This window comes from Comamonas badia DSM 17552 (assembly GCF_000484635.1).
Classification (GTDB): domain Bacteria; phylum Pseudomonadota; class Gammaproteobacteria; order Burkholderiales; family Burkholderiaceae_C; genus Comamonas_C; species Comamonas_C badia.
Genome location: NZ_AXVM01000001.1, coordinates 736497 through 752732, shown reverse-complemented (window position 1 = coordinate 752732; position 16236 = coordinate 736497). Strand labels below are relative to the sequence as shown.

Here is a 16236-nt window from a genome sequence, read left to right as displayed (position 1 = left end):
TTTCAGGTGACGGGCAGGGCGATGCGCACGCGCCAGCGCCCTTCGTGCAGTGCGGCGCTGAATTCGGCATCGACATCGTGCAGCAGCCTGAGGCGTGCGCGCACGTTCTTCAGTGCGATGCCGTTGCCCTGACCGGGCGCCAGCGCGACCGACCTGGGGGGCAGCGAATTGGTGATGGTGAGCACCACGCGCGCGCCGCGCCGCTCGGTGCGCACCTCGATGAGGGCGGTGAGCGGCGAAGGCTCGACGCCATGCTTGACCGCGTTTTCCACCAGCGGCTGCAGCAGCAGCGGCGGCACGCGCGCGGTATTGGCGCGTTCATCGAGCTGCCAGGCCAGCTGCAGGCGCTCGCCGAAGCGGATCTGTTCGATGGCGAGGTAGTGGCGCGCGAGCTCGATTTCCGCCCCCAGGGTGGTGATGTCGCCCTGGTCCAGCAGCGCGTGGCGAAACAGGTCGCTCAGGTCTTCGAGCAGGGTCTCTGCCTTGGCGGGGTCTTCGCGCACCAGCGCGATGGCGCTGTTGAGGCTGTTGAAGAGAAAGTGCGGACGGATGCGCGCCTGCAGCTCGGTCAGGCGCGCGGTGGTGGCTGCCGGGGTGCGCCCGCGCGCGCGCAGCAGCAGGGCGGCGACCAGCAGCGCGGACAGCAGCGCGCCGGTGGCGCCGCTGGCGATCCAGTGCGGCTCGCCGCCTTCTGGCGCCACCTGGGCGAGCAGCGCGCAGGCCAGCAGCCCCGCCAGCACGCCCAGCACCACGCCGGCGCCCACCTGCAGCGGCACCCGGGCGCCCTGCAGGATGCGCTTGAGGCTGCAGGCGGCGAGCAGCCAGGCCAGCGTGGCGGGCAGGGCGGCGCCGGTCAGCAGGGACAGCGTGCCAAGCCAGCCGAGCGGATCGCCGGAAGCGAACATCGCAGCCACCGCCAGCACCAGCTCGACGAACAGCACGGCGCGCAGCACCACGCCGGCGCGGCAGGCGTCAAAGATCAGCATGCCCGCATTTGCGTGGCTGCCGGCCCTGGTCGATAGAATTTGCGGCTTTGTCATTGCTGGCGCCGTGGCTCTCCCGGTGCCGATTATTGCCGCCATGTCTGCCGCCGCGCCCACTTCTTCCCCTCACGATCAGCTTGCCGGCAAGGCCCAGGCGTGGTCGGCCCTGTTCTCCGAGCCGATGAGCGATCTGGTCAAGCGCTACACCGCCAGCGTGTTTTTCGACCAGCGGCTGTGGCAGGCCGACATCGCCGGCAGCCTGGCGCACGCCGAGATGCTGGCGGCGCAGGGCATCATCAGCGGCGAAGACCATGCCGCCATCCAGCAGGGCATGGCCACGATCACGCAGGAGATCGAGGCCGGGGCTTTCGACTGGAAGCTTGATCTGGAAGACGTGCACCTGAATATCGAGGCGCGCCTGACGCAACTGGCGGGCGATGCGGGCAAGCGCCTGCACACCGGGCGCAGCCGCAACGACCAGGTGGCCACCGACGTGCGTCTGTGGCTGCGCGGCGAAATCGACCTGATCGACGGCCTGCTGCGCGAGCTGCAACTGGCGCTGGTGCAGGTGGCCGAGCAGAACGTGGACACCATCCTGCCGGGCTTCACCCACCTGCAGGTGGCGCAGCCGGTGAGTTTCGCGCACCACCTGCTGGCCTATGTGGAGATGTTCGTGCGCGACGAGGCGCGCATGCGGGACGTGCGCCGCCGCGTGAACGTGCTGCCGCTGGGCTCGGCGGCGCTCGCGGGCACCACCTACCCGCTGGACCGTGAGCGCGTGGCGCGCACGCTGGCGATGGAAGGCGTGTGCCAGAACAGCCTGGATGGCGTTTCCGACCGCGACTTCGCGATCGAGTTTTCCGCCGCCGCGAGCCTGGTGATGCTGCACATCTCGCGCCTGTCGGAAGAGCTGGTGCTGTGGATGAACCAGAGCGTGGGCTTCATCCGCATCGCCGACCGCTTCACCACCGGCTCATCCATCATGCCGCAGAAGAAGAACCCCGACGTGCCGGAACTCGCGCGCGGCAAGACCGGCCGCGTCGTCGGCCACCTGATGGGCCTCATCACGCTGATGAAGGGCCAGCCGCTGGCCTACAACAAGGACAACCAGGAAGACAAGGAGCCACTGTTCGACACCGTCGATACGCTCAAGGACACGCTGCGCATCTTTGCCGAGATGATCGGCGGGCAGATGAACCCGGCGACCGGCGCCAAGGAGGGCGGCATCACGGTCAATGCCGCCGCCATGCGCGCCGCGGCGATGAAGGGCTACGCCACCGCCACCGATCTGGCCGACTACCTGGTGAAGAAGGGCCTGCCTTTCCGGGATGCTCATGAGACGGTGGCGCATGCCGTCAGGGCGGCGCAGGCGCAGGGCGTGGATCTCTCCGAACTGCCGCTGGCCACGTTGCAGGGCTTTCACCCGGCGATTGCCGCCGATGTGTTTGATGTGCTGTCGCTCGAAGGTTCGCTCAATGCGCGCAAGACGCTGGGCGGCACCGCGCCGGTGCAGGTGCGCGCGCAGATTGCGCGCCACCGCCAGCGGCTGGCTGGTGAAGAATGACCTCGCTGCGCTTCGATGACGCGCCTGCCGGCGCATGACCAGGAAGCGTTGCGTCATTGCGTCATGCCGGCGCACAGTCGGCAGTCATTTCGTCATCGTCGGCAGCTCAGCCTGAAGCGCCCGGATGCGCCGCGTGCCAGTTAGCCAGCCAGGCCTCGAAGGCCTCCGCGGGCAGCGGGCGGCTGAACAGATAGCCCTGGTAGGTGGTGCAGCCATGCTCGCGCAGAAAATCCTGCTGCGCACGGGTTTCCACGCCTTCGGCGATGACCTGCAGGCCCAGGCTGTCGGCCAGTGCCACCACGGTGCGCGCGATCGCGGCGTCGTTGGCATCCACGAGCACGCCGCGCACAAAGCCCTGGTCGATCTTGAGCTGGGCCAGCGGCAGGCGTTTGAGGTAGGCAAGCGATGAATAGCCGGTGCCGAAGTCATCCAGCGAAAACCCGATGCCGTGCCGTTTGAGCGCCTGCATCTTGGTGATCACGGATTCGAGGTTTTCGATCAGCAGGCTTTCGGTCAGTTCGAGCTTGAGCCGGCGCGCATCCGCGCCACTGGCCTGCAGAACGGCCAGCACTTCGTCGGCAAAGCCTGGTTGGTGGAATTGCCGTGCGCTCACGTTCACCGAAACCCCCAGCTCGGCGGTGCGCGGGTCGCCCGCCCAGGCGACGAGCTGGCGGCAGGCCGCCTCCAGAATCTGGCGGCCCAGCGGCAGGATCAGGCCGGTCTCTTCCGCCAGCGCGATGAAGTCTGCCGGCGGCACCAGCGTGCCGTCGCCCTTTTGCCAGCGCGCCAGCGCCTCGGCGCCCAGCACCTGGCCGCGCTCGTTCACCTGCGGCTGGTAGAAGGGCACGAACTCGCCGCGCTGCAGGCCTTCGCGCATCGCGTGTTCGAGGGCGGTGCGCGCATCGACGGCGGCCTGCATCTGAGGGTCGAAAAAACACAGCGCGTTGCGCCCGGCGTCCTTGGCGCGGTACATGGCCATGTCGGCCTGCTTGAGCAGATCCGTGACGGTGGTGGCGTTGCCGCCGAACAGCGCGATGCCGATGCTGGCGCTGTGGTGGTGCGCCCTGCCCTGCAGCTGGTAGGGCTCGCGCAGCGCCTGCAGCATGCGCTGCGCCATCGCCTCGGCCTGCGCGCTGCGCTGGGTGGGCAGGGCCGAGAGGCCCTCGGCGAGGACGGCGAATTCATCGCCGCTCAGGCGTGCCACGGTGTCCCCGTCGTGCACGCAGCCTGCCAGCCGCTCGGCCATCTGCTGCAGCATCAGGTCTCCGACCTGGTGGCCCTGGGTTTCGTTGAGCTCCTTGAAGTTGTCGACATCGATGTAGAGCAGCGCCCCGCCGCCCAGGGACCGGCTGTTGACGGCCAGGGCATGCTCCAGCCGTTCCATCAGGAACTGGCGGTTGGGAAGGTGCGTGAGCGGGTCGTGAAAGGCCAGCTGGTGGATGCGCTCCTCGCTGCGCTTTTTCTGCGACAGGTCGGACATGGTGGTGACGTAGTGGCTCGTCTTGCCACCGGCATCGCGTATGGCGTTGAGCGTCAGCCAGATCGGATAGATGCTGCCGTTCTTGTGCCGGTCCTCGGTCTCGCCCTGCCAGCTGCCGGTGGCAGCGATCTGCGCCATGATTTCGGTGAAAAAGGCGTGGGCATCGGCGCCTCCGTGCAGCATCGTCGCGTGCCGGCCGGCGAGCTCTTCGCGTGTGTAGCCGGAGATGGCGGTAAAGGCGCGGTTCACCGTGACGATGGTGCCGTCGGCATCCAGCACCGCCATGCCATCGGAGCTGCTGTCGAAAAAGCGGGCAGCCTGGCGCAGTTCGCCTTCCATCCGCTTGCGGCCGGTGACGTCGAACATCACGCCCACGATGCCGGCGATCGTGCCGTTCAGGTCGGTGAAGCTGGCCTTGTGAAACTCCATTTCGTGCACCGAGCCATCGCCGTAGTCCACCGGCCCTTCATAGCTTTCCTGCCCGGGCTCGCGCAGCAGATGGCGGTCGGCTTCTTCGGTATGGCGGGTGAGAAAGTCGGGCCGGATTTCGCGCAGCGTCTTGCCGACGAATTGGTGCACCGGCTTGCCCAGCACCTGCTCGAAGGCGCGGTTGCCGCCCAGGTAGCGCTCCCCGGTGTCCTTGTAGAAGATCGGCGTGGGGATGGCGTCGAGCAGCTGGTGCATGAAGCTCAGCTGCTGCCGCAGCTGCGCCGTGCGCTCGGTGACGAGCCGCTCCATTTCGGCGTTGGCCTGCTGCAGCGCGTGGCTGTGCTCCTGCAGCAGGCGCTGGTTCTGCATGCGCTCGGTGATGTCGTTGCCGGTGCCGTGGTAGCCCAGAAAGGCGCCGTGGACATCAAAGCGCGGAGCGCCGCTGACGGACAGATAGCGCACCTCGCCGCTGGACATGGTCAGGCCGTACTCGAAATGGCGAAACGGCTCGCGCCGCTCATGCAGCGCGATGTGCTCGGCGCGTTGCGCGTCGCTCACGCCCAGCATGGGGGTGTCCCAGCGGTGCTTGCCGACAAAGTATTCGGGCGGGACGTGCAGCTTGTCGAGCACGTTGCCATAGGTGCGCGTGAAGCGGTGTTCGGCGTCCTGCTCCCAGAACCAGTCGGTCGAGAGCTGCACCAGCGTGTCGAGCGTGCGCGTGCGCTCCTGCACCAGCAGCTGGGCATCGTTGCGCGCGCTGCGCAGCGCATCCAGAAGGTGCTGGCGCTCGGTCACGTCGGTGTAGGTGGACACCACGCCGCCGCCGGGCAGGGGCCGGTCGGCAATCGCGATGCACCTTCCCTGGAGCGTGCGGAATTGGAAGTCGTTGCCTTGGCCGGCGCGCAGGCGCTGCATGCGCTCATGCACGCGCTGGGCCAGCTGCGGCACGTCCTGCATGTCCTGCAGCGCCAGGTAGCGCGTGATCATGGCCTCCAGGGTCAGCCCGCGGGGCTCGGGCTCCTGCGGCCAGTCCATCACTTCGAGAAAGCGCTGGTTCCAGACCACCAGGCGCATGTGCTCGTCAAACAGCGTCACGCCTTCGCTGATGTGTTCCAGCGTCTGGTGCAGCCGCGTGACGCTGAAGCGCACCGCCGAGCTGGCGTGGTGCAGCAGCTCACTGAGGCTGGCGGCGGGCGTCGCCGCGGGTGCCAGGGGAGCGTGCAGCGGTGAGGCTTCGCCGCCGACGATCTGCAGCAGCGAGGTGACGCAAAAGCGCACGATGCGCGCCAGCGGCCGCACCACCGGCAGCGGCCCCGCGATGGTGAAGCAGGTCAGGCGCTCGCCGTCCAGGTCGATGGCGGTGAGCACGCCCTCGCGCACCACGTCCGAGGCGGCCGCCTCTTCGCGGCCCACGCTGTATTCCTCCATCTCGCCGCGCATGATGCGGGCGGCGACGGGATGTATGCGCCCGATGCGGGCCGCCTCGCCCGAGGCGAGGATGCGTCCCTCATGGTCCATGAAATTGCAGACCAGCGCCAGTTCGGCCTGCAGCATGTCGCACAGGCTCTGTCCGAACTGAACGTTGAATCGTGGTGGCATGGGGCGGGTGGGCAAGGGCTGGGGGGGTGATTTCTCACGCTGCGGGCGCCAGAGTGCGCGCAAGCTTTACAGTTTATGTTCATAAATGGGTTTCGGGGGGCGGTCATGCGGCAGAAACAATCGGTTGCGCAGGCAGCGCTGGCGGCGGCCCTGGGCCTGTGGTGCGTGGCGGCCGGCGCGCTGGGCATCAGCGCGGTATCGCCCCAGGGCGAGGTGGCGCAGGTGCGGCAGGTGGTCGTCAAATTCGATGCCGCTGCCGTGCGCTTTGGCGATGCCAAGGCCACGGCGCCGTTGACCGTGCACTGCAGCGATGCGGATGCCGCGCGCGGGCAGGGGCGCTGGCTCAGCGAGCGGCAGTGGGTGTTTGATTTTGCCGCCGACCTGCCGCCCGGCGTGCGCTGCGAGCTGCGACCGGAAAAATCATTCCAATCAGCCTCTGGCGCAGATCTGAAAAGCGCCAGAAGCTATCATTTCAGTACCGGAGGCCCGCAGCTGCAGCGCAGCTGGCCCAGCCGCTACAACGCCATCGAAGAGGCGCAGGCCTTCATCCTGCAGCTGAGCGGCGCGGCCAGTGCGCAGAGCGTGCGTGAGCACGTGTGGTGCGACATCGAAGGGCTGGGTGAACGCGTGCCGGTGCACGCCGTCGAGGGCGGTGAGCGCGAGGCGCTGCTCATGGCCAGGCGCCTGCAGGAGGCCGCGGCCAAGGACCCGCAGCGCTACCTGACGCTGGCCTGCGCGCGCCGCGCCAGTGCCGGCAGCCGGCTGCAGCTGGTGCTGGACCAGGGGCTGGCCACGCCCAGCGGCGTCGCCACGCGCGCGGCGCAGCGCATCGAATACCGGGTGCGCGAGGCCTTCACCGCCGATTTTTCCTGCGAGCGCGAAAACGCCCAGTCCGCCTGCCTGCCGATACGGCCGATGTCGCTCGCGTTTTCCGCGCCGGTGACGCGCAAGCTGGCCATGGCCATCAGGCTCAAGGGGGAGAGCGGGCAGGCGCTGGTGCCGGTGCAGGATGCGGAGCAGGGCAAGGCAGGCGACGATCTCGTCGATGCCATCCGGTTCGCCAGCCCGTTTCCGCCCGAGACGGCCTACCAGCTGGAACTGCCGGCGCAGTTCGCGGATGCCTCCGGCCGTGAGCTGGCCAATGCCGCAAGCTTTCCCTTGAAGGTCGCCACCGGCCCGCTGCCGCCGCTGGCCAAGTTCGCCACGGCGTCCTTCGGCATCATCGAGCGCTACGCCGAGGGCGAGGACGGGCCGGCGCTGCTGCCCGTCACGCTGCGCCGTGTGGAGCAGGCCCTCCAGGTGCAGAACCTGCAGCCGCTGGCGCAGCAAGGCGCCAAGGTCAGCATGCTGCAGCCGGGCACGGATGCGCAGGTGATTGAGTGGCTGGACCGGGTGGAGCTGTTCCAGAGCACCTGGCTTGCGCGCGGCAAGGCCGAAAAAGAAGTCAAGGACCCCTTGCCGCCGCCCATGAAACAGCCGGCGGTGAAAGCGGACGGCGAGGAGCGTCCGAGCGGCTTTGACGAGAAGACCCATGTGCAGGCGCGCCGCGTCTCGCTGCTGGCGGGCCGTGGTGGCGTGAAGACGCTGGAACTGCCTGCTGCCGGCAGCGGCGATCCGCGCCCGTTCGAAGTCGTCGGCATCCCGCTGCCCGTGGGCTTCAACGTGGTGGAAATCGCCTCGCCGCTGTTGGGGCAGGCGCTGCTGGATCCTGGCTATGGCTCGGCGCGCACCATGTATGTGCGCACCACGGCGCTGGTGACCAATCTGGCGGTGCACTTCAAGCTCGGGCGCGAAAACGCCCAGGCCTGGGTGACCACGCTGGACAAGGGCCAGCCGGTGGCGGGCGCGACGGTGCGCGTTTCCACCTGCAAGGGGCAGGAGCTGGCCAGCAGCACCACGGACCAGAGCGGCATCGCCGAGTTCAGGGATCTCTCGCCCGAGCCCCTGCTGTGCGAGCAGCCGAGCTGGCGCCGGGCCTATTTCGTCAGCGCCCGCGCGCAGGACGACATGGCCTTTGTCTGGAGCGATTCGCAAAATGGAATAGAGCCCTGGCGCTTCGGCTTTTCCACCAGTGCCGAAGCCAGACCCGACGAGCTGGCACGCAGCGTGCTGGACCGCACGCTGGTGCGCGCGGGCGAGACGGTATCGATGAAGCACCTGCTGCGCACCGAAACCCTGGGCGGCTTTGCGCTGCCGGACCAGCGCCCCACCCAGCTCACCATCACGCACGTGGGCAGCGGCCAGCAGTTCAAGCAGCCGCTCAGCTGGCGCAAGACCCCCACGGGAGGGCTGTCGGCGGTCAGCAGCTTCCAGGTGCCGCGGGCGGCCAAGCTGGGCGAATACGACGTGCGGCTGGAAACCCCCAAGGGCCCGCAGAGTTTTTACGGCGCGAGCTTTCGCGTGGAGGAATTCCGCCTGCCGGTGTTCACCGGCAGCATTGCGCCGGCCGAAGCCGGGCCGCTGGTGCAGGTGCGCAAGCTGCCCGCGAACGTGCAGATTGCCTATGTCGCGGGCGGGCCGGCGGCGCAGCTGCCGGTGCGTGTTTCGGCATTGGTGCGGGACAAGGGGCTGGGTTTTGACGGCTACGGCGAATTCAGCTTTGGCGTGCCGGCCGCGGACGCGCGGGAGCAGGGCGACGAGGACGCGCCGCCGGCAGAATCCTCGGCCCGCGTGGTGGCCGACAAGCTGGCGCTCACGCTGGACAGGAACGGCCAGGGCCAGGTCACGCTGACCGATCTTCCCGCCGTGCGCGAACCCAGGGAGCTGGTGCTGGAAGCCACCTACGCCGACCCGAACGGCGAGGTGCAGACGCTGCGCAGCACGCGCACGCTCTGGCCGGCGGCGGTGGTGGCCGGCATCAAGACCGAGGGCTGGGCGTCGAGCGGCAGCAAGGTGCGATTCCAGGCGCTGGCGCTGTCCACCGATGGCGTGGTGCAGAAAGGCGTGCCGCTCTCGGTGCAGGCGATTGCGCGCACCACGACGACGAGCCGCAAGCGCCTGGTGGGCGGTTTCTACAGCTACGACAACCAGACGCAGACGAAAGACCTGGGAACGGTCTGCACCGGCGTGAGCGACAGCCGCGGCCTGGTGCTGTGCGATGCCAGGCTGGAGCAGGCCGGCGAGGTGCAGCTGGTCGCCACCGCGCGCGACAAGAGCGGCAACGAGGCCAAGGCCGCGACCTCGATCTGGATCACGCACGAGGGCGAACTCTGGTTCGGCGGCGAGAACCATGACCGCATCGATCTCTTGCCCGAGAAGAAGAACTACGCGCCCGGCGAGACGGCCAGGCTGCAGGTGCGCATGCCGTATCGCCACGCCACGGCGCTGGTGAGCGTGGAGCGCGAGGGCATCATCCAGAGCCGGGTGATGGAGCTCGATGGCAGGGACCCGACGATAGAGCTCAAGATAGATGGCGGCTGGGCGCCCAATGTCTATGTGAGCGCGCTGGTGCTGCGCGGGCGGTTGCGCGAGGTGCCGTGGTACAGCTTCTTCACCTGGGGCTTCAAGGCGCCCATGCAGTGGTGGCGGGCGTTTCGCGTGGACAGCAAGGAATACATCCCGCCGACGGCGATGGTCGATCTTTCCAAGCCCAGCTTCCGCTTCGGCGCGGCCATGATCAACGTCGGCCTGAAGGCGCACGAGATGGATGTGCAGGTGACGGCCGACCAGCCGACCTACGAGGTGCGCGGCAAGGCCAGGGTGACGATAGAAGCCAAGCTGCCCGACGGCCAGCCTGCCGCGCATGCCGAGGTGGCGCTGGCGGCGGTGGACAAGGCGCTGCTGGAGCTGGCGCCCAATGACACCTGGAATCTGCTTTACCGCATGCTGGGCACGCGGGCCTGGGGCGTGAGTACGTCCACGGCGCAGATGGATATCGTCGGGCGGCGCCATTACGGCAGAAAGGCCGTGCCGGCGGGCGGCGGCGGCGGCCACGCGCCCACGCGCGAACTGCTCGATACGCTGCTGCTGTGGAAACCGGTGGTGGAGCTCGATGCCAACGGGCGCGCGCAGGTGGAGGTGCCGCTCAACGACGCGCTCACCACCTTCGAAATCGTTGCCGTGGCCGATGCCGGCGTGGGTTTCTTCGGCACCGGCAAGACCAGCATCCGCAGCACGCAGGACCTGCAGATCATCAGCGGCCTGCCGCCGCTGGTGCGCGAGGGCGACCAATTCCGCGCGCAGATCACGCTGCGCAACACCACCGACAAGGCCATGAAGGTGCAGGCGGCGCCGCGCGCCACGCTGCTCACGCTGGATCCGCAGACCGTGGACATCCCGGCGGGTGAGGCGCGGGAGCTGGCGTGGAACGTGACCGCCCCCGAACAGCTGGGCCAGACACGGTTCCAGGAGCTGCTCTGGGAGATCGCCGCGCGCGATACCCAGGGCAAGGCGCGCGATGCGCTCAAGGTGAGCCAGCGCATCCTGCCCGCCGTGCCGCTCACCGTGCAGCAGGCCACGCTGGTGCAGGTGGATGGCTTCTTCAACCTGCCCGTCGCCGCGCCCAGGGATGCGCTGCCTGGCCGCGGTGGTCTCAGGCTCGCGCTGCAGCCCAGGCTGGCCGAAGGCCTGCCCGGGGTGCGCGACTGGTGGGCCAATTACCCGTTTGCCTGCCTGGAGCAGAAGGCCGGCAAGGCCATGGGCATGAACGACGCCGCGGCATGGAAGCGGCTGGCGGCGCAGCTGCCGACGTATCTGGACGAAGATGGTCTGGCCACTTACTTTCCGCCGCGCGCGGGCGATGCGCACCGCGGCAGCGACACCCTCACCGCCTACCTGCTGGCCTCCAGCCATGAGGCCGCGCGCCTGCACCCGGAATTCACGCTGCCCGCCGATGCCCTGCAGGCCATGCAGCGGGGCCTGACGGCGTTCGTCGAAGGCCGGATCGAACGCCGTTTCTGGAGCCCGCGCAAGGACCTCGATCTGCGCAAGCTCGCCGCGATCGAGGCGCTGGCGCGCCACGGCACGTTTGACGCGCGCTGGCTGCAATCCATCACCATCGCGCCCAACCAGTGGCCCACGCATGCGGTCATCGACTGGGTGAGCATCCTGCGAAGAACCCAGGGCATCGCCCAGCGTGAACGGCACCTGCAGGAGGCGATGCAGATCCTGCGCGCGCGCCTGTCGTGGCAGGGCACGCGCGTGGCCTTCAGCACCGAGCAGAGCGACTACTGGTGGTGGCTGATGCAGAACGGCGACGTGAACCTGGCGCGCCTGATGCTCACGGTGATGGACGATCCGGCCTGGAAGGACGACATGGGGCGCCTGGCCAACGGCTTCATCGCGCGCCAGCAGCGCGGTGCCTGGCACACCACCACGGCCAACCTCTGGGGCCTGCTGGCGCTGGAAGCCTTCAGCGCCAGGTTCGAATCCGCTCCGGTGACGGGGGCAACGCGCGCTGCCATGGGTGATGCCAAGGCCAGCGTGGATTGGTCCAGGGTGGTGCGCGCCAAGGCCGCGGACGAGGGCGGCGCGCTGCACCAGACCACCTGGTTCGGCGCGCCCACGGCCGCGGGCAGCTATCTGAACAACACCATGTTCCTGCCCTGGGGCAAGGCCGCGGCCGGCGGCGATCTGCTGGTCACGCACGAGGGCGGCGGCAAGCCCTGGCTCACGGTGCAGTCGGTGGCGGCGGTGGAGCTGAAAGCACCGTTTGCCGCGGGCTACAGCGTCCAGCGCACGGTCACGCCGGTGGAGCAGAGTGACAAAAGCCTGCCCGCGGGCGAGTTCTCGCGCGGCGACGTGCTGCGCGTGACGCTGGAAGTGGATGCGCAGACCGATATGACCTGGGTGGTGCTGACCGATCCGGTGCCCGGCGGCGCGACGATCCTGGGCAGCGGCCTGGGGCGCGATTCGGAGATCGCCTCGCGCGGCGAAGAGGCCGAGGGCAACGGCTGGCTGGCGTTCGAGGAGCGCGGCTTCGAGGCCTACCGCGCCTATTACCAATACCTGCCCAAGGGCAAGACGCGGCTGCAGTACACCCTGCGGCTGAACAATGCCGGCAGCTTTGCGCTGCCGCCCACGCGCATCGAGGCGCTGTATGCGCCAGAAATGTTTGGCGAGACACCGAATGAGCACTTGCGGGTGCGGCCTGCCGATAGCCAAAAACAATAGCGCACTACGCTGGCAAGCCGCTGATGATGGCCAATACTTGGTATAAATAAAGCACCACCGCGGCGGCAGCGGTGGTGTCTTCGTCCATTCGCCGCGCGTTCACCAGCGGGAGTTTGCCGTGCCCTTGTTGCGTCCTGCAGCCCATTGGCTGACGGTTGCCGCGATCCTGTTCGCCGGCGCGGCGGTGACGTGGCTGCTGGTGCGTCAGCAGCAGCTCGCCAGCGCGCACATTGCCGAGGAGCGCTTCATCCAGGACGTGGAAGAAAGCACCGAAGCGCTCAGGCAGCGCGTGCGCGCGCACGCCGACGTCGTCGCCGGGGTGCGCGATCTCTTCCTGGCCAATCCGCAGCTGACCTGGCAGCAGTTCGAGCGCGTGGCGCGCGAGCGCGACTGGCATCGCAGCTACCCGGAGCTGCGCAATCTCACGTTTGCGCGCCACGCTTCCACCGAGGAGCTGCCCGCGCTGGAACGGCAGCTGCAGCGGCAGGCCGTCGAAGCGGGCGAACCGGTGCATGGTCCCATCATTCATCCGCAGGTGTGGGGGGATGCGCATTTCGTCATCGCATACCTCTGGCCCAGGGAGGGCGCGCGCGCTCTCTGGGGGCTGGACCTGGCTTCGCAGCCGCAGAGCCTGGCGGCCCTGACGGCGGCGCGCGAAAGCCGGCAGCCGGTGGCTTCGGCGCCTTTCGACCTGCCGCAGGAGCGCGATCGGCGCCGGGCCTTCACGCTGCATTACCCGGTGTTCGATGTCTCCGCGGCGGGCGCGGACGGCAAACCCGGCTTTCTCGGCACCGTCACGGCCACCGTGCGCGCCAGCGACATGCTGGAGGGCTTGCGCCGCACGGGTGCGCTGCAGAACATCGCGCTGCGGCTGGAGGATGTGGGCGCGGCGTCCGCCGGCGTGGCCTCCGGCGCGCGGCAGCCGACCCTCCTGGGGGCATCCGGTGGGGACGGGCCTGCCGCGGATGCGCCGGTGCTGCGCCAGGTGCGGGCGCTGCAGGTGGTGGGGCGGCGCTGGCGCCTGGTTTACGTGCCCGTACGGCCGCTGCTGTCGCCATCGGAGGCGCAGTTGCCGTATTGGATGGCGGGCGCTGGCGCGGTGCTGTCGCTGCTGCTGGCGCTGGCCGCCGGGCTGCTGGTGCGCGAGCGCTACCGCGCGCTGCGGCTGGTGCGGCAGGCGGATGCCCAGCGCCATGGCAGCGAGCAGCGGTTGCAGGCGGTGTTCGAGCAATCGGCGGTGGGCGTGGCGCTGCTGGACATGCACACGCTGCGTTTTGAGCGCGTGAACCGCAAGTATTGCGACATCCTGGGCTACGCCGAGGAGGAGCTGCTGTGCCTGGCGGTCCCGGATATTTCCGACGCCAGGGACGTGGTGGCCAACGATGCGCTGCGCAACCAGCTGCGCCAGGGCGATATTTCGGCCTTCCACATGGAAAAGCGCCTGCGGCGCAAGGATGGCTCGCTGGTGTGGGTCGACCTGACCGTCTCGCCGGTGGCGCGCGAGGACGGCCCTCCGCTCTACAACATCGGCGTGATCCAGGACATCACGGAGCGGCGCACCATGCGCGATGCGCTGGCCGCGAACGAACAGCGCCTGCGCGGCATCCTGGACCATCTGCCCGTGGGCATCGCGGTGTGGCAGCGCAGCGGCGACGTGGTCTACCGCAACCGCCAGTTCGTGGAGATCACGGGCTACGACGAGGCCAGGCTCGGCCATGCCGGCCAGTGGTGGCGCCTGGCCTACCCGGATGCGGCCGTGCGCCAGCGCATCCAGGCGCAATGGGAAGAGCGCGCGCACCGGGCGCGGTCGTCCGGCGGCAGCGTCGAGTGGTCCGAGTACGAGGTGCGCTGCGCCGATGGCGCGGTCAAGCCACTGGGCATTTCCGGCGTGCGCTTTCAGGAATCGCTGCTGCTCATCATCGAGGATCTGAGCCAGCACCGCGCGGCCGAGGATGAGATCAATTACCTTGCCTCGTACGACCGGCTCACGGGGCTGGCCAACCGGCGCCTGCTGACCGAGCGCCTGGGCCATGCGCTGGCGGCCAGTGCCGCCAGTGGCCGGTGCGGCGCGGTGCTGATGCTGGATCTGGACCATTTCAAGACGCTCAACGAGACGCGCGGCCACGAATGCGGCGATGTGCTGCTGCGCCAGGTGGCTGCGCGGCTGCGCGGCTGCGTCGGCGCGGACGACCTGCTGGCGCGCCACGGCGATGATGAGTTCGTGGTGGTTCTGGTGGGCGCGCAGACCACGCTGCAGGACGCCACGGCCCACGCGCGCCAGGTGTCCGGGCGCATCCTGTCGGCGCTGCGCGCGCCGTTTCAGCTGGAAGGGGAGCACTACCACACCACCGCCAGCGTCGGCGCGGCCGTCTTTCGCGGGCGCGGCGAGAAGGTCGATGAATTGCTGCAGCAGGCCGACATGGCGATGTACCAGGCCAAGGCCGCGGGGCGCGACACGCTGCGCTTCCACGACCCGCAGATCCAGCAGCGCATGCAGGCGCGCGCCCAGCTCGAACGTGATCTGCGCGCGGCGCTGGAGCAGGGGCAGTTCGAACTGCACTACCAGGCGCAGGTGCAGGGCGGCGCCATCATCGGCGCGGAGGCGCTGCTGCGCTGGCGCCACCCGCACAGCGGCTACGTCCCGCCGGTGCGGTTCATCCCGCTGGCGGAGGAAACCGGGTTGATCGCCGCGCTGGGCGACTGGGTGCTGCGCACCGCCTGCGCGCAGCTCGCGGCCTGGGCGCGCGATCCGCTGCTGGCCCCGCTCAGGCTGGCGGTGAACATCAGCCCGCGCCAGTTCTCGCAGAGCGATTTCGTCGCGCAGGTGCTCGCGGCGATCGCCGGCAGCGGGGCCGATCCGCACCGGCTGGAGCTGGAGCTGACCGAAAGCCTGCTGCTGCAGGACGTGGAAGGCACCATCGCCAAGATGACCCAGCTCAAGGCCTACGGGCTGGATTTTTCGCTCGATGATTTCGGCACCGGCTATTCGTCGCTGTCCTACCTCAAGCGCCTGCCGCTGGACCAGCTCAAGATCGACCAGAGCTTCGTGCGCGACGTGCTGCTGGACCCCAACGACGCGGCGATCGCGCGCACCATCGTGGCGCTGGGCACCAGCCTGGGGCTGCGCGTGATCGCCGAGGGCGTGGAGACCGAGGCGCAGCGGGCCTTTTTGCAGCGCCACGGCTGCACCGCCTGGCAGGGCTATCTGTTCAGCAAACCGGTGCCGCTGGCGGATTTCGAGGGCCTGGTCCGCAGCGGCCAGACCTTCGCTTGATGCCATTTCCAGATCCACCGATTGCTTTGTCGGCTTCGCTTGCCGTGCGACAGCACTGTCTTCGCTTCGCCTTCGCGGACTCGAATGATCTGGAATTGGAATGAGGTTTCAGCAAGGCCACGCGCCCAGGCGTAGCGCGCTGTCCCAGAACATCCACTCCAGCCGCGCGGCGTCGGTGTAGGCCTGGTGCATGGCGGCGAGGGTGCGCTCATCCGCACCCTGCGCGGCGGCATCCACGCTGGCGCGCACCTGGCGCACATGGGCATGGAATGCGTCCCCGGCGTAGGTGTCTATCCAAGCCTGGTAGGGGTTGCCGGGCGCGGCCTGCGCCAGCACCGCGCGGCCCACTTCGGCGTAGATCCAGAAGCAGGGCAGCAGCGCCGCCAGCGCCACCGGGTAGGGCGCGCTCCAGGCCACGCTTTGCAGAAAGTGGCAGTAATGGTGGCAGGCGGGCGAGAGCGGCGTGGCCTCGAATTCCTCGGGCGTGACCGCCCAATCGCGCAGAAAGCCGTGGTGCAGTTCGCGTTCGGCCACCACCGCCTCGCGCGCGGCATCGGCAAACCGCACCACGCCTTCGGCATCGTGCGCCTTGCCGGCGGCCACCGCCAGCGCGCGGCCAAAGGCCACGAGGTAATGCGCGTCCTGGATCATGTAGTGGCGAAACGCCTCGCGCGCGAGCGTGCCGGCCGCGAGCTGCCGGTTGAAGGGCAGGGCCAGGGTGGCCTGGTACAGCGGCAGGTTGCGCTGCCAGGCGGCGTCGGAGAAGGGTAGGTTCGTGTTCATGGTGCGTGCGCGG

At 68.9% G+C, this 16236-nt stretch carries 6 protein-coding genes; 3 read left to right on the top strand and 3 right to left on the bottom strand.

What is annotated here, in order from left to right:
* Window positions 1–2: 2 nt before the first annotated feature.
* Window positions 3–1040 (bottom strand): sensor histidine kinase, encoded by a 1038-nt coding sequence (locus K320_RS0103570; RefSeq protein WP_024537507.1) that lies wholly within the window; start codon window positions 1038–1040, stop codon window positions 3–5.
* Between the two features lie 40 nt (window positions 1041–1080).
* Between K320_RS0103570 and argH the strand changes: the two genes are divergently transcribed.
* Entirely contained in the window at window positions 1081–2547 is a 1467-nt protein-coding gene (argH, locus tag K320_RS0103565; protein WP_024537506.1) for an argininosuccinate lyase, read from the top strand.
* A gap of 106 nt (window positions 2548–2653) precedes the next feature.
* Here argH and K320_RS18320 read toward each other — a convergent pair whose 3' ends face one another.
* Window positions 2654–6055, bottom strand: coding sequence for an EAL domain-containing protein (locus tag K320_RS18320; protein WP_084301150.1), 3402 nt, complete (start codon window positions 6053–6055; stop codon window positions 2654–2656).
* Between the two features lie 105 nt (window positions 6056–6160).
* On the opposite strand from K320_RS18320, the gene K320_RS0103555 reads away from it, so the two are divergent.
* Together K320_RS0103555 and K320_RS0103550 are read left to right on the top strand one after the other, a co-directional pair.
* The gene (locus K320_RS0103555; protein ID WP_024537504.1) at window positions 6161–12166 is read left to right on the top strand and encodes an alpha-2-macroglobulin family protein; all 6006 of its coding nucleotides are present in this window, start codon (window positions 6161–6163) and stop codon (window positions 12164–12166) included.
* 118 nt (window positions 12167–12284) lie between these two features.
* Entirely contained in the window at window positions 12285–15440 is a 3156-nt protein-coding gene (locus K320_RS0103550) for a bifunctional diguanylate cyclase/phosphodiesterase (protein ID WP_029695769.1), read from the top strand.
* Between the two features lie 108 nt (window positions 15441–15548).
* On the opposite strand, the gene K320_RS0103545 is transcribed toward K320_RS0103550, so the two are convergent.
* Window positions 15549–16223 carry a TenA family protein gene (locus tag K320_RS0103545; protein WP_024537502.1) on the bottom strand — a complete coding sequence of 225 codons (675 nt, stop codon included), beginning with the start codon at window positions 16221–16223 and terminating at the stop codon, window positions 15549–15551.
* Between the last annotated feature and the right edge of the window lie 13 nt (window positions 16224–16236).

What these genes read in the sequence shown, in the direction of transcription:
- K320_RS0103570 (WP_024537507.1), bottom strand. Translation starts at nt 1,040, where the DNA reads ATGACAAAGCCGCAAATTCTATCGACCAGGGCCGGCAGCCACGCAAAT.
- argH (WP_024537506.1), top strand. Translation starts at nt 1,081, where the DNA reads ATGTCTGCCGCCGCGCCCACTTCTTCCCCTCACGATCAGCTTGCCGGC.
- K320_RS18320 (WP_084301150.1), bottom strand. Translation starts at nt 6,055, where the DNA reads ATGCCACCACGATTCAACGTTCAGTTCGGACAGAGCCTGTGCGACATG.
- K320_RS0103555 (WP_024537504.1), top strand. Translation starts at nt 6,161, where the DNA reads ATGCGGCAGAAACAATCGGTTGCGCAGGCAGCGCTGGCGGCGGCCCTG.
- K320_RS0103545 (WP_024537502.1), bottom strand. Translation starts at nt 16,223, where the DNA reads ATGAACACGAACCTACCCTTCTCCGACGCCGCCTGGCAGCGCAACCTG.